Below are 16,636 nucleotides of genomic sequence, written 5' to 3'. Positions count from 1 at the left end.
GGGTTAAGCCTGGGCTGCCAGGCTCACTTCTTTTGCCACCCGTTCCGTTGCATCAGGAATAGCGGTCGCGCGTGCGCGTTGCGCCATCTCCAGTAATGCCTCTCTGTTCCAGCCCGCCAGGGTGGTGGCGACCGCATCGGCGGTAAATTGTGGCTGTTCAAATATTTTCGCGGCGCCGGCTTTCTCAAGCGGCAGCGCATTCCAGTACTGCTGTCTGTCTTTGTGCTGGAACGGCACAAACAGAGCCGGCAACCCGGCGGCGGCAATTTCGCTCACCGTCAATGCGCCAGAGCGGCAGACCACGACATCGGCCCAGGCATACGCTGCGGCCATGTCGTCGATAAATTCCGTCACTTTATGCTGCGGCTGGCCTTCATCGGCGTAAGCCTGCTCAACCATCTGCTGAGCACCTTTTCCGCTTTGGTGCCAGATTGTCACCGCATCACCCAGCTTTGCTGCAACCTGCGGCATCGTCTGGTTTAAAATGCGTGCGCCCTGAGAACCGCCAACGACCAGCACACGGACCGGCCCTTCACGACCAGGCAGGCGCGCATCCGGTAATGGCAGCGCCAGCACGTCTACGCGCACCGGGTTACCCACCACGTCCGCCTTCGGGAAGGCTCCCGGGAAAGCCTGCATCACTTTGGTGGCAATTTTCGCCAGCCATTTATTGGTCAGACCGGCAATGCCGTTCTGCTCATGCAACACCACGGGGATGCCCAATGACCAGGCCGCCAGCCCACCCGGGCCAGAAACATAGCCGCCCATCCCCAGCACCACATCAGGCTTAAAACGCTTCATGATGGCGCGCGCCTGACGCCAGGCGTTGAAAATACGCACCGGTGCCAGAAGCTGGGCCGTAATGCCTTTTCCGCGTAAGCCGGAAATGCGAATAAAGTCGATCTCGATACCATGCTTCGGTACCAGGTCGGCTTCCATGCGGTCCGCGGTTCCCAGCCAGCGTACCTGCCAGCCCTGATCCATTAAATGGTGCGCAACTGCGAGACCCGGGAACACATGTCCACCGGTACCGCCTGCCATCACCATTAACCGCTTCGGTTGATTCATCGTGAACCTCGTGTAAACGCCTGGGCTTTTTCCAGACGCGTTTCATAATCTATGCGTAACAACATCATGATGGCCGTCGACATAATCAGCAGACTGGAACCACCATAACTGATCAACGGCAACGTCAGGCCTTTGGTCGGCAGCATACCTGCTGCGGCCCCGACGTTAACCAATGCCTGGAAACTAAACCAGATACCTATTGAGCAGGCTAAGAAACCTGAAAAGCGGTGATCGATCTCCAGCGCTTTCCGCCCAATCGACATGGCGCGGAAAGCGACGAAGAATACCATTAATAGCGCTAATACCACACCGATATAACCCAGTTCTTCCCCAATAATGGAGAAGATGAAGTCAGTGTGCGCTTCGGGTAAATACTCCAGTTTCTGTACCGAGTTGCCCAGGCCCTGACCCCAGACTTCACCGCGACCAAAAGCCATCAGCGACTGCGTCAGCTGATAACCGCTGCCAAACGGGTCTTCCCACGGGTTCCAGAATGAGGTCACACGGCGGATACGGTAAGGCTCGGCGAGGATCAGCAGCACAACCGCTGAGATACCCATTCCGATGATGGCGATGAACTGCCACAGCTTCGCCCCGGCCAGGAACAGCATTGCCAGCGTGGTGACAAACAGCACGACCACGGTACCAAGGTCAGGCTGCGCCAGCAGTAAGACCGCCAGCACCAGAATAACGCCCATGGGTTTTAAGAAGCCGCGCAGGTTATTACGCACTTCATCCACTTTACGTACCAGGTAGTTAGCCAGGTAGCAGAACAGGGAGAGCTTGGTAAATTCCGCGGGCTGAATACGCAGTGGGCCAAAGGCAATCCAGCGCGATGCCCCGTTTACGGAGCTCCCCACCACCAGTACGATCAGCAGCATAATGATGGAGGCGATCAGCATCGCGGTACTGTGCCGCTGCCAGAACTCCATCGGCAGACGTAATGTCACCAGCGCCAGACAGAACGCCAGGATGATGTACAGGCCATCACGTTTCGCAAACAGGAACGGATCGTTCGCCAGTCGCTGCCCGACAGGCATTGACGCCGAGGTCACCATGATAAAACCAACCGCCGCCAGCCCCAGCGTGAGCCAGAAGAGCGTACGGTCGTACATGACCAGGCTGTCGTTATCTTTTTGACGAGAGCCCATCACCCAGCCTTTGAGTGCCGCAAACACCCACGCCAGAACGCCAAATCCTGGCAGGCGCGGCATTTTCAGGCGAGGGAGAGATAAACGCATCAGCCTAACTCCTTCGCCAGACGGGTAAAGAGATCGCCACGCTGTTCGAAATTCTTGAATTGATCGAGACTGGCGCAGGCCGGAGAGAGCAGGACCATATCACCCGGCTTCACGCGAGGGGCAATCAGCCGCATCGCCTGCTCCATGGTCTCGGTTTGCTCGGCAATGTCAGGACGCAGCTCAGCCAGCTCACTGCCGTCGCGACCAAAGCAGTACAAGCGGATATTATTCCCGGCGAGATACGGTCTCAGCGTGGAGAAATCCGCCGATTTACCGTCGCCGCCCAGCAGTAAATGCAGGGTCCCTTCAACGTGCAGGCCGTTCAGGGCGGCCTCGGTACTGCCGACGTTGGTGGCTTTTGAGTCGTTAATCCAGCGCACACCGTTGTGCTCCAGCGCCAGCTGGAAACGGTGCGCCAGGCCGGTAAAGGTGGTCAATGCTTGCAGGCTGGACGAACGCGGCAGCCCTACGGCATCCGCCAGCGCCAGCGCCGCCAGAGCATTGGTGTAGTTATGCTGGCCGGTAAGCTTCATCTCTTTCACGTTCAGCACTTTCTCGCCCTTCACGCGCAGCCAGGTTTCGCCCAGTTGACGGTTAAGATGATAGTCACCCATGGTGATGCCAAAGCTAATGCAGCGATCGTCCGCCCCGCGCACCGGCATGGTCAGGGCGTCATCCGCGTTGACGACGCAGACCTTCGCATTTTCATAAATGCGCAGTTTGGCAGCGCGGTACTGCTGCAGACCAAACGGATAGCGATCCATATGATCTTCAGTAACGTTAAGGATCGTCGCCGCAGCCGCACGAAGGCTGGAGGTCGTTTCCAGCTGGAAGCTGGAAAGCTCGAGGACGTACAATTCACAGCCCTTATCCAGCAACATCAGCGCTGGCAGGCCAATATTGCCTCCCACACCCACGTTCATGCCCGCCGCTTTCGCCATCTCCCCCACAAGAGTGGTGACGGTGCTTTTACCGTTAGAGCCGGTAATCGCGATAACGGGTGCCTGCGCTTCACGGCAGAACAACTCAATATCACCGACAATCTCAACGCCCGCATCGGCCGCGGCGCTGAGTGAAGGATGCGCCAGCGCCATACCGGGGCTGGCGACAATCAGATCGGCTGCCAGCAGCCAGTCATCATTCAGACCACCAAGGTGGCGTTCAACCTGTTCCGGCAGTTTATCCAGACCCGGCGGAGAAACACGCGTATCCATTACGCGCGGCGTCACGCCGCGCGCGAGGAAAAAGTCCACGCAGGAGAGGCCTGTCAGCCCCAACCCGATGATAACGACTTTTTTGCCCTGGTAATCTGCCATGATTAACGTACCTTCAGCGTTGCCAGGCCAATCAGCACCAGCATCAGCGAAATAATCCAGAAGCGCACAATCACGCGCGGTTCCGGCCAGCCTTTCAGTTCATAGTGATGGTGAATCGGTGCCATACGGAAGATGCGCTGACCGCGCAGCTTGAAGGACCCGACCTGCAAAATCACTGAAAGGGTTTCAACCACAAATACCCCCCCCATAATCACCAGCAGGAACTCCTGGCGCAGCAGTACGGCAATAATGCCCAGCGCGCCGCCCAGAGCCAGTGAACCGACGTCACCCATAAAGACCTGCGCCGGGTAGGTGTTGAACCACAGGAAGCCCAGTCCCGCCCCGACAATCGCCGTACAGACGATAACCAGTTCGCCTGCGTGTCGCAGGTATGGAATGTGCAGATAGTTAGCAAAGTTCATATTACCGGTGGCCCACGCCACCAGCGCAAAACCGGCGGCGACGAAGACGGTTGGCATAATCGCCAGGCCATCCAGACCGTCGGTCAGGTTTACGGCGTTACCGGTGCCCACGATGACGAAGTAGGCCAGCAGAATGTAGAACAGCCCCAGTTGCGGCATCACATCTTTAAAGAACGGCACCACCAGCTCGGTGGCGGGGGTGTCTTTTCCTGCCAGATACAGCGCGAAGGCCACGCCCAGCGCAATCACCGACATCCAGAAGTATTTCCAGCGGGCGATCAGGCCCTTGGTGTCTTTACGCACGACCTTGCGGTAATCATCAACAAACCCAATGATGCCGTAGCCCACCAGCACGGTAAGTACGCACCAGACGTACGGGTTAGAGGGATAAGCCCACAGCAGTACGGAAACAACGATCGCGGTCAGGATCATGATCCCGCCCATGGTCGGCGTACCTCGCTTGCTGAAGTGCGACTCCGGACCGTCGTTACGCACAACCTGACCGAAGGAGAGTTTTTGCAGACGGGCAATCATGCGCGGGCCCATCCACAAAGAGATGAACAGCGCAGTCAGCAGGCTGACAATGGCGCGAAACGTCAGATAGGAAAAGACGTTAAAGCCTGAATAATATTTGACCAAATGTTCGGCCAGCCAAACTAACATGTCCCGTTCTCCTGTAATGCGTGCACAACCTCTTCCATGGCGGCACTACGTGAACCTTTCACTAACACAGTCACAATTTGTTTTTCTGTCATCAATGCCTTAAGGCGTTCAATCAGCGCGGCTTTATCGGCAAAGTGCTCGCCAACACCGCTGGCATGGCTAATCGCCTGGCTCAGTTTTCCAGCGCTCAGCACGCAATCAATACCTGCCGCTTTCGCCGCGTCCCCCACCTGGACATGGCAGGCTTCGCTTTCATCACCCAGCTCAGCCATATCGCCCACCACCAACACGCGATAACCTGGCATCTCAGACAACACCTGCACCGCCGCGGTCATTGAGCCGACGTTCGCGTTATAGGAGTCATCCAGAAGCAGTTTGTTTTCCGCAAGCTGGATCGGGAACAGACGCCCCGGCACGGCTTTTAAATTTGCCAGACCGGTTTTAATCGCCTGATGCGACGCACCAACCGCCATCGACAGCGCCGCTGCCGCGAGCGCATTGGCGATATTATGACGACCCGGCAATGGCAGAAGCACCTCAATGCCCCCGGTTGGGGTATTAAGGGTGAATTCCGTGCCATGCGAAGTCACATGAATATTGGTCGCGGTAAAATCACTGTTGGCCGCGTTCGGCGAGAAGCGCCAGGTCTTGCGGGAACCAATGATCTGTTGCCAGTTCAGCCAGTCATTGTTGTCGGCATTCATAATGGCGATACCGTCTTCCGGCAGGCCGGTATAGATCTCGCCTTTAGCTTTCGCCACGCCTTCCAGCGAACCAAAACCTTCCAGATGTGCAGCGGCCAGGTTATTCACCAGCGCTGCTTCCGGGCGCGTCAGTCTCACGGTCCAGGCGATTTCGCCCTGGTGGTTTGCCCCTAACTCGATCACGGCAAATTCATGCTCTTTGGTCAGGCGAAGTAATGTCATCGGCACGCCGATATCATTGTTAAGGTTGCCTGCTGTATAAAGCGTATTTCCGCACTGGCTCAGGATGGCCGCAGTCATCTCTTTCACAGAGGTTTTGCCTGATGAACCGGTCAGCGCGACGACGCGCGTCGGCACCTGCTGACGAACCCAGGCCGCCAGCTCGCCGAATGCCAGACGGGTATCTTTCACCACGATCTGCGGCAGATCGACCGCGAGTTTACGGCTGACCAGCAGCGCCCCTGCACCATTCTCCCTGGCCTGTTGTGCAAAATCATGCGCGTCAAAACGTTCGCCCTTCAGCGCCACAAACAGACAACCCGGGGTCACTTTGCGGGTATCGGTCGTCACGGCCTCGATGGTCAGATCGTGACCCAGCAGCTCGCCCTGCAGTACCGCAGCGGCCTGACTTAAGGTGATGCTAATCATGCCACGACTCCCAGCAGACGCGCGGCCGTGACGCGGTCCGAATAATCGAGACGACGGTTGCCAACAATCTGATAATCCTCATGGCCTTTCCCGGCCAGCAGCACAACGTCGTTTTCCTGAGCCTGCATGATGGCGTTGGTCACGGCTTCCGCACGGCCTTCCACCACGCGGGCGCGGCCTGCATCCAGCATGCCCGACAGAATGTCGTTAATAATGGCGCGCGGCTCTTCAGTACGCGGGTTGTCATCGGTCACAACCGGAATATCCGCGAACTGTTCAGCAATGGCACCCATCAGTGGACGTTTGCCCTTATCACGGTCGCCACCGCAGCCAAACACACACCAGAGCTTACCGGTGCAGTGCAGACGCGCCGCTTCCAGTGCTTTTTCTAGTGCGTCCGGCGTGTGGGCATAATCGACCACCACGGTCGGTTTGCCCGGCGCGCTGAACACTTCCATACGGCCGCATACCGGCTGCAGACGCTCAGCCGTTTCCAGCAGCGCGTTCATCGGATAACCCAGCGCCAGCAGCGTCGCCAGCGCCAGCAGCAGGTTGCTGACGTTAAACGCGCCCATCAGACGGCTTTCAATTTCACCGTCACCCCATGAGGAGGTAAAACGAATGGTGGCGCCACTGTCGTGATAATCCACCGCAACCGCCTTCAGCCAGCGGCCGTGGCAGTTCGGGTTGATATGATCTTCCATCGACACCGCAACCGCATCCGGCAGCTTCGCCAGCCAGCGGCGACCGACTTCGTCGTCAGCGTTGATGATGGCCTGTCCGCTATGGTGGGTGGAGTAGAGCAGCCATTTCGCCGCTTCGTAATGCTCCATATCACCATGATAATCAAGGTGATCGCGGCTCAGGTTAGTGAATACCGAGGCGGCAAACTTCAGCGCCGCCACGCGGTGCTGCACCAGACCGTGGGAAGAGACTTCCATCGCGGCAAAGGTTGCCCCCTGCCCTGCCAGGCCGGCCAGCACATGCTGTACGTCGACTGCGGAGCCGGTGGTGTTTTCGGTCGGGCTCACTTTGCCCAACAGACCGTTACCGACAGTTCCCATGACCGCACCGGTTTCACCCAGCAACTGCGCCCACTGCGCCATGAGCTGCGTGGTCGTGGTTTTGCCGTTTGTACCTGTCACGCCCACCAGACGCAGCCGATCGGACGGTTCGTGATAGAAACGTCCGGCCAGCGCAGAAAGACGCTCGTTTAACTGGCTGAGATAGATGACCGGCACCCCGTGCATTTCACGGATTTCACCGTCGGTTGCCTCATCTTTGGCCTCAGCAATAATGGCAGCAACACCTTGCGCAATCGCCTGCGGGATATAACGACGCCCGTCCGCCTGATGACCGACCACCGCCACAAAAAGATCGCCAGAAGCAGCCGCACGGCTGTCCAGTACCATCTCTCGCAGTGCTCGCTCCGGTGCATTAGGCACCCACGGAGCGAGAAGGTCGCGCAAATTACGATCTGCCACCTGTACCCTCGCCTTGATTAATTACAAATTCACTTTTCTCGCCCGTTGCCAGCGCATCCGGTTCGATGTTCATGGTGCGCAACACGCCGCCCATGATGGCCCCGAACACAGGCGCGGAAACGGCGCCGCCGTAGTATTTACCCGCCTGTGGATCGTTAATGACGACCACCAGCGCAAAACGCGGATTACTGGCAGGCGCAACGCCTGCGGTATAGGCAATGTATTTGTTGATGTAACGGCCGTCTGGCCCCACTTTTTTCGCGGTACCGGTTTTGATGGCGATGCGATAGCCTTTGATCGCCGCCTTCACGCCGCCGCCGCCAGGCAGCGCCACGCTTTCCATCATATGAACGACGGTACGAACGATGGATTCCGGGAAGATACGCTCACCCGGAACCGGTGGATCAACTTTGGTAATGGACAGCGGACGATAGACGCCATAGCTGCCAATCGTTGCGTAGACTCGCGCTAACTGTAACGGCGTTACCATTAGCCCGTAGCCGAAAGAGAAGGTGGCCCTCTCTATGTCAGACCACCGTTGTTTTTGAGGATATAAGCCACTGCGTTCTCCGACCAACCCCAAATTGGTCGCCTTTCCAAGCCCAAAACGTGAGTAAGTCTCTACTAACGCTGAGGACGGCATCGCTAACGCCAGCTTTGAAACGCCAACGTTACTCGACTTCTGTAAAACCCCGGTCAGGGTCAATTCGCTGTAGCGCGCCACGTCTTTAATCTCGTGGCCGTTAATACGGTAAGGGATCGTGTTCAGAACCGTGTTTTCATTGACGATGCCACGCTGGAGCGCCGTCATGACCACCATCGGTTTCACCGTGGAGCCCGGTTCGAACACGTCGGTAATCGCCCGGTTACGCATCGCATCTTTTGCGGTGCCGGTAAAGTTGTTCGGGTTATAGGACGGGCTGTTGGCCATCGCCAGCACTTCGCCCGTACTGACGTCCACCAGCACAGCGCTGCCGGATTCCGCCTTGTTGAAGGCGACGGCGTTGTTCAGCTCGCGGTAGACCAATGCCTGCAGACGCTCATCAATACTCAGCGCCAGGTTGTGTGCCGCCTGACTGTCCGTGGAAGAGATATCTTCGATAACGCGGCCGTAGCGGTCTTTACGAACAATTCGCTCGCCAGGCTGGCCGGTGAGCCATTTATCGAAGCTTTTTTCAACGCCCTCAATCCCCTGGCTATCAACGTTGGTAAAGCCAATGAGGTGAGCGGTTACTTCGCCGGAAGGATAGTAGCGGCGGGATTCTTCACGAAGGTGAATACCCGGCAGCTTCAGCTTACGAATGTAGTCCGCCATGTCAGGGTTGACCTGACGCGCCAGATAGATAAAACGCCCTTTTGGATTGGCGTTGACGCGGGAAGCGAGCTGATCCAGCGGCATTTTCAGGGCATCCGAGAGCGCCTTCCAGCGGTTATCAAGCGTAATGCCACCCGCATCGTGCAGCTCTTTCGGATCGGCCCAGATGGCTTTAACCGGTACGCTCACGGCCAGTGGACGGCCTGAGCGGTCGGTGATCATCCCGCGGGACGTCGACACTTCCTGAACGCGAAGGGAACGCATGTCGCCCTGTCGAACCAGCATGTCAGGGGCGATGATTTGCAACCATGCCACGCGTCCCAGCAGGAAACCCAGCGCCAGTAAAATGCAGCCGCAAAGCAACGCAAAACGCCAACTGATAAAGTTGGCCTGTTCTTCCTGACGTTTTGGTTTAAGCGTTTTTGCCGCTGCTCTCATGCGTCGCGTTTTCCCTTATTTTTGTACTACAATATTTTCCTGAGAAGGATCAACATGCTGCAATTGCAGCTTTTCCGTTGCGATCCGTTCAACCCGGCTGTGATCGCCGAGCGCATTTTCTTCAAGGATCAGGTTTCGCCATTCAATATCCAGCGCATCGCGTTCCAGTACCATCTGCTCGCGTTGCGCAGTTAATAAGCGTGTGTGGTGGGCAGTCGTGACCACCGTGACGGCCGTGACAATGATGCAAATGAACAGACAGAGTGGCAGTTTCCCAAACCGCAAAAGATCGTCGCCGATCACGCCAGGCAAGGCATGGCGCTCGTTGCTTCCTAACGAATCCTTAACTTTGCTTAGGGTCTCTGTCACTCTGCCGATCATGCGTTCGTCCTCTCTGCAACACGCAGCACTGAACTACGGGCGCGTGGATTCTGTGCCACTTCTTCTTCGCCCGGCATCAACTTGCCTAATGCTCGCAACTGACGGCCACCCAGCTTCCTGAGTTGTTCTTCCGTCATCGGCAGCCCCGCTGGAACCTGTGGACCGCGGCTTTGTTCACGCATAAAGCGCTTCACAATGCGGTCTTCCAGCGAATGGAAGCTGATGATGGATAACCGCCCACCCGGGGCCAGCACGTCGAGCGAGCTTTTTAGCGCCAGCTCTATTTCCTCCAGTTCACTGTTTACCCAGATGCGAACCGCCTGGAAGGTACGGGTCGCGGGATGTTTGTGCTTATCCTTCACCGGCGTCGCCGCCACGATCACCTCGGCCAGCTCTTTCGTGCGGGTCATCGGCTCGATGCGGTTACGCTCAACGATGGCGCGCGCGATACGCTTGCCAAAACGCTCCTCGCCGAAGGTTTTGATCACCCAGGCAATATCCGCTTCGTCCGCGGTCTGTAACCACTCGGCGGCAGACTGACCGCGAGTAGGATCCATGCGCATGTCCAGTGGACCATCGCGCATAAAGGAGAAGCCGCGTTCAGCATCATCAAGCTGGGGTGAAGAGACGCCAAGATCGAGAAGGATTCCGTCGATCTTGCCCGTCAGGCCGCGCTCGGCAACATAATCAGCGAGCGCAGAGAAAGGTCCATGCACGATGGAAAAGCGTGGGTCATCGATGGTTTGCGCAACGGCAATCGCCTGCGGATCGCGATCGATTGCCAGCAGACGCCCTTCCGCTCCAAGCTGGGAGAGGATTAAGCGCGAGTGGCCACCGCGACCAAAAGTGCCATCAATGTAGATGCCGTCCGGACGAATATTCAGGCCGTTAACGGCCTCATCCAGCAGCACCGTTTTATGTTTGTAATTTTCCATCATATTTATAGAGACAAGTCCTGCAGCCGTTCCGATAATGTCGCGGAATCAGACTGCTCAGCGTCGATATCTTCCTTGACCTGTTGATACCAGGTCGTTTCATCCCACAGTTCAAACTTGTTGAACTGCCCGACCAGCATCACTTCTTTGGTCAGACCGGCATGTTGCCGTAACACAGGGGCAATCAGTAACCGGCCTGCGCTATCCATCTGACATTCACTGGCATGTCCCAATAACAACCGCTGCACGCGGCGTTCCTGCGGGTTCATGCTCGACAGTCGCGACAGCTTTTGCTCAATAATTTCCCATTCAGGTAAGGGGTAAAGCAGCAGGCAGGGGGAGTTGATGTCAATGGTGCAAACCATTTGACCCGTAGCGTTCTTAATCAGCTGGTCGCGGTATCGGGTTGGTACCGATAAACGCCCTTTGCTGTCGAGATTGACTAACGTAGCTCCACGGAACATGCCAGTCTCACCTCTCCTCACCACTTTAACCCACAAATTCCCACCTAAAGGAGTTTACGGAGCGAGGGAAAAGCTTGTCAAGCCAGGACTCTCCCTATACAGGCCCGAAAGGCCTCTATTTACAGAGATAAACAGCCCTGGTTAATAACTGCACAACTGGCGAGGCAAAATTAACGTTATGAATATTTGTAAGAAAAAAACCGAATATGCACACTAGCGTTAAGGCTCACTCAATATCATCGCAGATAAATATAAAGTGTCAGTTTGCGACGCGGGCAGCATTTTATGACAGATTCTCAGGGGATAACAGCGCCAGATTCACCCCAGGGCTCGCGAAACGCGGCGGTTGCCGTGCAAGCTGGCACAGGAGAAGGAAAAACGTCTGAATATTCATCGCCGGAAGAGGGTTTGTAACAAAATAATACAAAGACGAGCATTTAAAATCGTTTAAACGTCCTTTAAAGGAACCCTTAAACGCCAAAATGAATTAAGAAAAATAGCAGAAGGTAAATTCGCAAGAATTATCCTAATTTCTCTACGGGAATTATCCCGGCGAATTATTTCGTCAAAAGGGGGCAGATTTCTCCGCCCCGTCATTTCATTTATGGCGGCTCAGAATTCCGCGATGGTAAAGATTACGTTTAATTCGCGTCAGACCCGGCTTCGGTTTACGCGGCTCGTCCAGACTTGCCAGCACAATTTCCAGCACGCGTTCAGCCACATCACGATGGCGTTGAGCCACCGCCAGAACCGGGCACTGGAGGAAGTCGAGCAGCTCGTTATCACCGAAGGTCGCGATGGCCAGGTCGGAAGGCAGTTTACCCTCACGGCGTAAGGTCACATCCATCACCCCCTGCAGCAGAGCAAATGAGGTGGTGAATAACGCCTGCGGCATCGGGTGCGTTTCCAGCCATTTCTCGAAAAGCTGTGCGGCCGCTTCACGTTCATAGCTGTTGGCATAGAGGTAGTGCACCTCACGGGGATCGTCTTTCCAGGCGGTTCTGAACCCCTGTTCACGCAGGAAGCTGACTGACAGTTCAGGCAGCGCCCCCAGATACAGCACCGTTTCAGCCGGGAAGGTTCTCAGCTCTGCCGCCAGCATCTCGGCATCATCCTGATCGGCACCGACGACGCTCGTGAAATGCTCCCTGTCGAGCGCACGATCCAGCGCCACAATCGGGAATGGGTCGTTCGCCCAGCGTTGATAGAATGGGTGTTCAGGCGGTAAAGAGGTGGAGACGATGATGGCATCGACCTGACGCTGGAGCAGATGCTCAATACAGCGCATCTCGTTGTCGGGCTGGTCTTCCGAGCAGGCAATCAGCAACTGATAGCCACGCTGGCGCGCCTGACGTTCAAGATAGTTGGCGATACGGGTATAGCTGGTGTTTTCCAGATCCGGGATCACCAGGCCAATAGAGCGGGTGCGTCCGGCACGCAGGCCAGCTGCGACAGCATTCGGATGGTAGTTATGTTCACGAACCACCGCCATAACTTTTTCAACGGTCTTATCGCTGACACGGTACTGCTTTGCTTTACCGTTAATCACATAGCTGGCCGTTGTTCGCGACACGCCGGCTAGCCGGGCGATTTCATCCAGTTTCACAATTGCCCCTTAAAAAATGAAAAGAGTCCATGGCCTTGGCAAGGTTATGGTTAAATCTTTTAACATCTAAACGCAGAATAGCCTTCGCGGCAACCGCTTTTATCTCTGTTGTCGGCTGATTACACAAAAAAAAGCCCGGCTTTGGTGACCGGGCAGAAAGAGGCGAACCTTTTAGACAACTAACGCATGATCTTATCGCCGCGTGACAGGCCAACAACGCCCGATCTCGCAACCTCAACAATTTTTGCCACATCCCGTACAGATGCCAGGAAGGCATCCAGCTTGTCACTCGTTCCGGCCAGCTGAACCGTATATATAGAAGGCGTGACGTCTATAATCTGCCCACGGAAGATATCCGTGTTACGTTTCACTTCCTCGCGCCCGTAACCGCTGGCCTGGATTTTCACCAGCATGACCTCTCGCTCAACGTAGGCACCCTGGCCCAGCTCGCTGACGCGCAGAACATCGACCAGCTTATGCAGCTGTTTCTCGATCTGCTCAAGCACTTTGGCATCGCCGACGGTCTGGATGGTCATGCGCGACAGCGTCGGATCGTCAGTCGGCGCGACGGTCAGGCTTTCAATGTTATAGCCGCGCTGTGCAAAAAGGCCAATGACGCGCGACAGTGCGCCAGACTCGTTTTCCAGTAAAACAGATAATATCCGGCGCATATCAGGTTCTCTCCGTTTTGCTTAACCACATTTCATCCATACCACCACCGCGAATATGCATCGGGTATACGTGCTCGGTGCCATCAACAATGACATCCATAAAAACGAGGCGGTTATTTTTAACGTGCTCAAGCGCTTCACCGAGCTTCGTTTCCAGCTCTGCCGGATCGGTCACTCGCATCCCAATATGGCCGTAGGCTTCAGCCAGACGAACAAAGTCCGGCAGTGACGTCATGTAGGACTGAGAGTGACGACCAGAGTAGATCATATCCTGCCACTGCTTCACCATCCCGAGATAACCATTATTCAGGTTCAGCACCAGTACCGGCAGCTCATACTGAAGGGCCGTCGACAGCTCCTGGATGTTCATCTGAATACTGCCGTCTCCCGTCACGCAGACGACGGTTTCGTCAGGCAGAGCCAGCTTGACGCCCAGTGCGGCAGGCAAGCCAAAGCCCATCGTTCCTAACCCTCCGGAGTTAATCCAGTGGCGCGGTTTATCAAACGGATAATAAAGGGCGGCAAACATCTGATGCTGACCCACGTCAGACGTCACGTATGCCTCGCCTTTCGTCAGCCGCCAGATAGTTTCGATCACCGCCTGCGGCTTAATGCTGTCGCTTTGCGTGTCATACTTCAGGCACTGACGCGCGCGCCATTGTTCGATCTGCTGCCACCAGTCACGGATCTCATCCAGCGGCTGGGAAGGCGGCTCCTGTGCCAGCAGATCCAGCATTTGCTCCAGCACCTGGCGGGCATCACCGACGATCGGCACATCCGCAGACACCGTTTTCGAAATAGAGGTGGGATCGATATCAATATGAAGCACGGTGGCGTTCGGGCAGTATTTCGCCAGATTGTTGGTGGTGCGATCGTCAAAGCGCACGCCGACGGCAAAGATCACATCGGAATGGTGCATCGTCATGTTGGCTTCATAGGTGCCGTGCATACCCAGCATCCCCAGAGCCTGACGGTGAGTTGCCGGGAAAGCGCCCAGCCCCATCAGCGACGACGCAACGGGAAGATTGAGTTTCTCGATAAGCTCCCGAAGCTGCCCTTCACAGGCAGAATTGATTGCCCCACCACCGACATAGACTACCGGTTTTTTGGCGGCCAGCAGCGTTTGCAAGGCACGTTTGATCTGCCCCTTGTGGCCCTGCGTCGTTGGGTTGTATGAGCGCATGCTCACCGACTCCGGCCAGACATAAGGAAGCTTGTTCGCCGGGTTCAAGATATCTTTCGGCAGATCGACCACCACCGGGCCGGGACGCCCGCTTGCTGCCAGCCAGAAGGCTTTTTTCAATATCCCCGGGATGTCTTCAGTTTGCTTAACAAGGAAGCTGTGCTTCACAACGGGACGCGAAATTCCCACCATGTCGCACTCCTGAAACGCGTCGTAGCCAATCAGTGACGTCGCCACCTGGCCGGAAAGAATAACCAGCGGGATAGAGTCCATATACGCCGTGGCAATGCCGGTGATGGCGTTTGTCGCGCCGGGACCGGACGTCACTAATACCACGCCTACTTCACCTGTCGCGCGGGCCAGCCCGTCAGCCATATGCACCGCCGCCTGCTCGTGGCGTACTAAAACATGGTCAATGCCGCCTACCGTATGAAGCGCATCATAAATATCCAGGACTGCGCCTCCGGGATAACCGAACACTTGCTTCACGCCCTGATCGATTAACGATCGGACGACCATTTCCGCGCCAGACAACATCTCCATGCTTTGCCTCCAGGCATTTTGTTATAGACGAGCTGCAGAATTCATTTCCGCACCGTCTTACGACTGGGTTAAACCAATCTTATATTTTGCAGAGTGATCGTTACCTTAACCGCTCGTTATGAGGCAGGCAATTAGCAGACCGGGTGAGCTAAACGGTTCGCAAAGCAGAAAAAACAGGTATTAAGGAAGGATATGGTCAATTCATCTGGTATTAGAGGATGAGATGATTAATCATCGCTGAAAAGCGCGTCGATTCAGGAAATCATCTATTTTTGCGAGCCAGAGAGCAGTAAGAAAAAATTCACAACAGAATAAAATAACAATAACAGAGAAAAAACCAGGATAAATCACACGCGAAGATGCAATTTATCCTGATGCGCTTATCGACGGCAAATACTGATCAGCAACTCTTCCATCCACTGATGCCCTTTATCCCGACCGGCGGCTTCATGCCAGGAGAGATAGCAGGTACGGCTATTCAGCTTGAGCGGCAACGGCAACATTTGCAGTTGTAGTTGACCGGAAAACTCTTCAGCCAGCCAGCGTGGTGCAATAGCCACCAGATGTGTCTGCGAGACCACGTTTAATACGCTGACCATTGCCATTCCCTGATAAGCAACGCTTGCCTGTTTATCCGCCGTGTCATACCACGGCAGGCTAAAGGAAGCATATCTGTCGAGCGCAACAACAGCATGCTGCTCGCTATAAACGTCACTTTCCCGAAGCGGAGAATTGAGTCGGGGGTGTTTTTTACTGGCGACCAACACCATTTCATCTTTAAACAGCGGAACGCAAGAAAATTCAGGACGTCGAAATTCTTCATATCCCAGAACGAACTCGGTCTCCTGGTAGCGTAACTGATGCTCTGTGTTTTGATTTAAGGATGATTTAAAAACCAGATGGATATTGGGAGCGATCTCTTCAACTTTATTATAAATAATCGACGTCAAATAATTATCTAACGGACTGCAAACACAAAGATTGAATACACGCTCACTGCTTAAAGGTTCAAAGCCTGACCCTGGCAGCTCGTTCTGAACCAGCTGCAACGCCTGACGGATAGAGCCGAATAACTGGAATGCCCGTGCGGTAGGCTGTATTCCCCTCCCGTAACGAACGAATAACTCGTCGTTAAACATAACCTTAAGTCTGGCGACAGCATTACTGACCGCGGGCTGAGACATCCCCAACGTATGGGCCGCCCGGGTGATATTCTGCTCCTGCATGACAGCATCAAATACCGTGAGCAGATTAAGGTCCACCGTACGTAACTGCGGTTTAATCCCATCAGTAGTTTGAGGTTGTTTAATATTAATTTCTGGCACTTCTGACTCCACTGTCACGCTACACTCCCTTTGCCAACGTACTGTAATAATTCCGAAGAATATGATTTACCATGCATATACAATCAGCGAAAGAGAATTATTTTAAATTCGGAAAATATAAAGAACAGTTTAGCGAAAATGACTTTTCGCCGCTGACAAACGATAAAATAAACACCACTGCAAATGATATGCTTCACTTTAGGATTTGAATGAAACCATAAACTAGACC

The 16,636-nt window shown here is 55.1% G+C and carries 14 protein-coding genes; all 14 read right to left on the bottom strand.

Annotation, left to right across the window (positions count from 1 at the left end):
- Nucleotides 1-3 precede the first annotated feature (3 nt).
- Nucleotides 4-1,068 (bottom strand): undecaprenyldiphospho-muramoylpentapeptide beta-N-acetylglucosaminyltransferase, encoded by a 1,065-nt coding sequence (gene murG / locus HV340_RS03500; RefSeq protein WP_059305750.1) that lies wholly within the window; start codon nucleotides 1,066-1,068, stop codon nucleotides 4-6.
- Nucleotides 1,065-2,309, bottom strand: a complete 1,245-nt coding sequence (gene ftsW / locus HV340_RS03495; RefSeq protein ID WP_014168628.1) for a cell division protein FtsW — start codon at nucleotides 2,307-2,309, stop codon at nucleotides 1,065-1,067. Before ftsW ends, murG begins: the two co-directional genes overlap by 4 nt.
- Complete coding sequence (gene murD / locus HV340_RS03490; protein WP_059305751.1) at nucleotides 2,309-3,625, bottom strand: UDP-N-acetylmuramoyl-L-alanine--D-glutamate ligase; 1,317 nt, start codon at nucleotides 3,623-3,625, stop codon at nucleotides 2,309-2,311. The genes ftsW and murD overlap by 1 nt, the downstream gene beginning before the upstream one ends.
- A gap of 2 nt (nucleotides 3,626-3,627) precedes the next feature.
- Nucleotides 3,628-4,710 (bottom strand): phospho-N-acetylmuramoyl-pentapeptide-transferase, encoded by a 1,083-nt coding sequence (gene mraY, locus HV340_RS03485; protein WP_008501985.1) that lies wholly within the window; start codon nucleotides 4,708-4,710, stop codon nucleotides 3,628-3,630.
- Nucleotides 4,704-6,062, bottom strand: a complete 1,359-nt coding sequence (murF, locus tag HV340_RS03480; protein WP_014168626.1) for a UDP-N-acetylmuramoyl-tripeptide--D-alanyl-D-alanine ligase — start codon at nucleotides 6,060-6,062, stop codon at nucleotides 4,704-4,706. Before murF ends, mraY begins: the two co-directional genes overlap by 7 nt.
- Nucleotides 6,059-7,546 carry a UDP-N-acetylmuramoyl-L-alanyl-D-glutamate--2,6-diaminopimelate ligase gene (murE, locus tag HV340_RS03475; RefSeq protein WP_032679622.1) on the bottom strand — a complete coding sequence of 496 codons (1,488 nt, stop codon included), beginning with the start codon at nucleotides 7,544-7,546 and terminating at the stop codon, nucleotides 6,059-6,061. The genes murF and murE overlap by 4 nt, the downstream gene beginning before the upstream one ends.
- The gene (locus HV340_RS03470; RefSeq protein ID WP_014168624.1) at nucleotides 7,533-9,299 is read right to left on the bottom strand and encodes a peptidoglycan glycosyltransferase FtsI; all 1,767 of its coding nucleotides are present in this window, start codon (nucleotides 9,297-9,299) and stop codon (nucleotides 7,533-7,535) included. Before HV340_RS03470 ends, murE begins: the two co-directional genes overlap by 14 nt.
- Nucleotides 9,300-9,314: 15 nt before the next feature.
- Nucleotides 9,315-9,680 (bottom strand): cell division protein FtsL, encoded by a 366-nt coding sequence (gene ftsL, locus HV340_RS03465; protein ID WP_008501989.1) that lies wholly within the window; start codon nucleotides 9,678-9,680, stop codon nucleotides 9,315-9,317.
- Nucleotides 9,677-10,618: a 16S rRNA (cytosine(1402)-N(4))-methyltransferase RsmH gene (rsmH, locus tag HV340_RS03460; RefSeq protein ID WP_059305607.1), complete on the bottom strand. Its 942-nt coding sequence runs from the start codon at nucleotides 10,616-10,618 to the stop codon at nucleotides 9,677-9,679. Before rsmH ends, ftsL begins: the two co-directional genes overlap by 4 nt.
- A gap of 2 nt (nucleotides 10,619-10,620) precedes the next feature.
- On the bottom strand, nucleotides 10,621-11,079 hold the full coding sequence (mraZ, locus tag HV340_RS03455) for a division/cell wall cluster transcriptional repressor MraZ (RefSeq protein ID WP_181216292.1): 459 nt from the start codon (nucleotides 11,077-11,079) through the stop codon (nucleotides 10,621-10,623).
- A gap of 598 nt (nucleotides 11,080-11,677) precedes the next feature.
- Nucleotides 11,678-12,685 (bottom strand): catabolite repressor/activator, encoded by a 1,008-nt coding sequence (cra, locus tag HV340_RS03450; RefSeq protein ID WP_014168621.1) that lies wholly within the window; start codon nucleotides 12,683-12,685, stop codon nucleotides 11,678-11,680.
- Nucleotides 12,686-12,864: 179 nt separating this feature from the next.
- Nucleotides 12,865-13,356 carry an acetolactate synthase small subunit gene (ilvN, locus tag HV340_RS03445; protein ID WP_003856371.1) on the bottom strand — a complete coding sequence of 164 codons (492 nt, stop codon included), beginning with the start codon at nucleotides 13,354-13,356 and terminating at the stop codon, nucleotides 12,865-12,867.
- A 1-nt stretch (nucleotide 13,357) separates the two neighbouring features.
- Nucleotides 13,358-15,082: an acetolactate synthase 3 large subunit gene (gene ilvI / locus HV340_RS03440; protein WP_014168620.1), complete on the bottom strand. Its 1,725-nt coding sequence runs from the start codon at nucleotides 15,080-15,082 to the stop codon at nucleotides 13,358-13,360.
- A gap of 380 nt (nucleotides 15,083-15,462) precedes the next feature.
- Nucleotides 15,463-16,407 carry a transcriptional regulator LeuO gene (leuO, locus tag HV340_RS03435; RefSeq protein WP_032669418.1) on the bottom strand — a complete coding sequence of 315 codons (945 nt, stop codon included), beginning with the start codon at nucleotides 16,405-16,407 and terminating at the stop codon, nucleotides 15,463-15,465.
- Nucleotides 16,408-16,636: the final 229 nt, after the last annotated feature.

The sequence above is a fragment of the Enterobacter sp. RHBSTW-00975 genome (genome assembly GCF_013615235.1).
Lineage (GTDB): Bacteria > Pseudomonadota > Gammaproteobacteria > Enterobacterales > Enterobacteriaceae > Enterobacter > Enterobacter ludwigii.
The sequence above is the reverse complement of the archived record's forward strand: the minus strand, read 5'-3'. Positions and strand labels throughout refer to the sequence as shown.

What these genes read in the sequence shown, in the direction of transcription:
- mraZ (WP_181216292.1), bottom strand. Translation starts at nt 11,079, where the DNA reads ATGTTCCGTGGAGCTACGTTAGTCAATCTCGACAGCAAAGGGCGTTTA.
- HV340_RS03470 (WP_014168624.1), bottom strand. Translation starts at nt 9,299, where the DNA reads ATGAGAGCAGCGGCAAAAACGCTTAAACCAAAACGTCAGGAAGAACAG.
- ilvN (WP_003856371.1), bottom strand. Translation starts at nt 13,356, where the DNA reads ATGCGCCGGATATTATCTGTTTTACTGGAAAACGAGTCTGGCGCACTG.
- mraY (WP_008501985.1), bottom strand. Translation starts at nt 4,710, where the DNA reads ATGTTAGTTTGGCTGGCCGAACATTTGGTCAAATATTATTCAGGCTTT.
- rsmH (WP_059305607.1), bottom strand. Translation starts at nt 10,618, where the DNA reads ATGATGGAAAATTACAAACATAAAACGGTGCTGCTGGATGAGGCCGTT.
- ilvI (WP_014168620.1), bottom strand. Translation starts at nt 15,082, where the DNA reads ATGGAGATGTTGTCTGGCGCGGAAATGGTCGTCCGATCGTTAATCGAT.
- murG (WP_059305750.1), bottom strand. Translation starts at nt 1,068, where the DNA reads ATGAATCAACCGAAGCGGTTAATGGTGATGGCAGGCGGTACCGGTGGA.
- ftsL (WP_008501989.1), bottom strand. Translation starts at nt 9,680, where the DNA reads ATGATCGGCAGAGTGACAGAGACCCTAAGCAAAGTTAAGGATTCGTTA.
- murD (WP_059305751.1), bottom strand. Translation starts at nt 3,625, where the DNA reads ATGGCAGATTACCAGGGCAAAAAAGTCGTTATCATCGGGTTGGGGCTG.
- murF (WP_014168626.1), bottom strand. Translation starts at nt 6,062, where the DNA reads ATGATTAGCATCACCTTAAGTCAGGCCGCTGCGGTACTGCAGGGCGAG.
- ftsW (WP_014168628.1), bottom strand. Translation starts at nt 2,309, where the DNA reads ATGCGTTTATCTCTCCCTCGCCTGAAAATGCCGCGCCTGCCAGGATTT.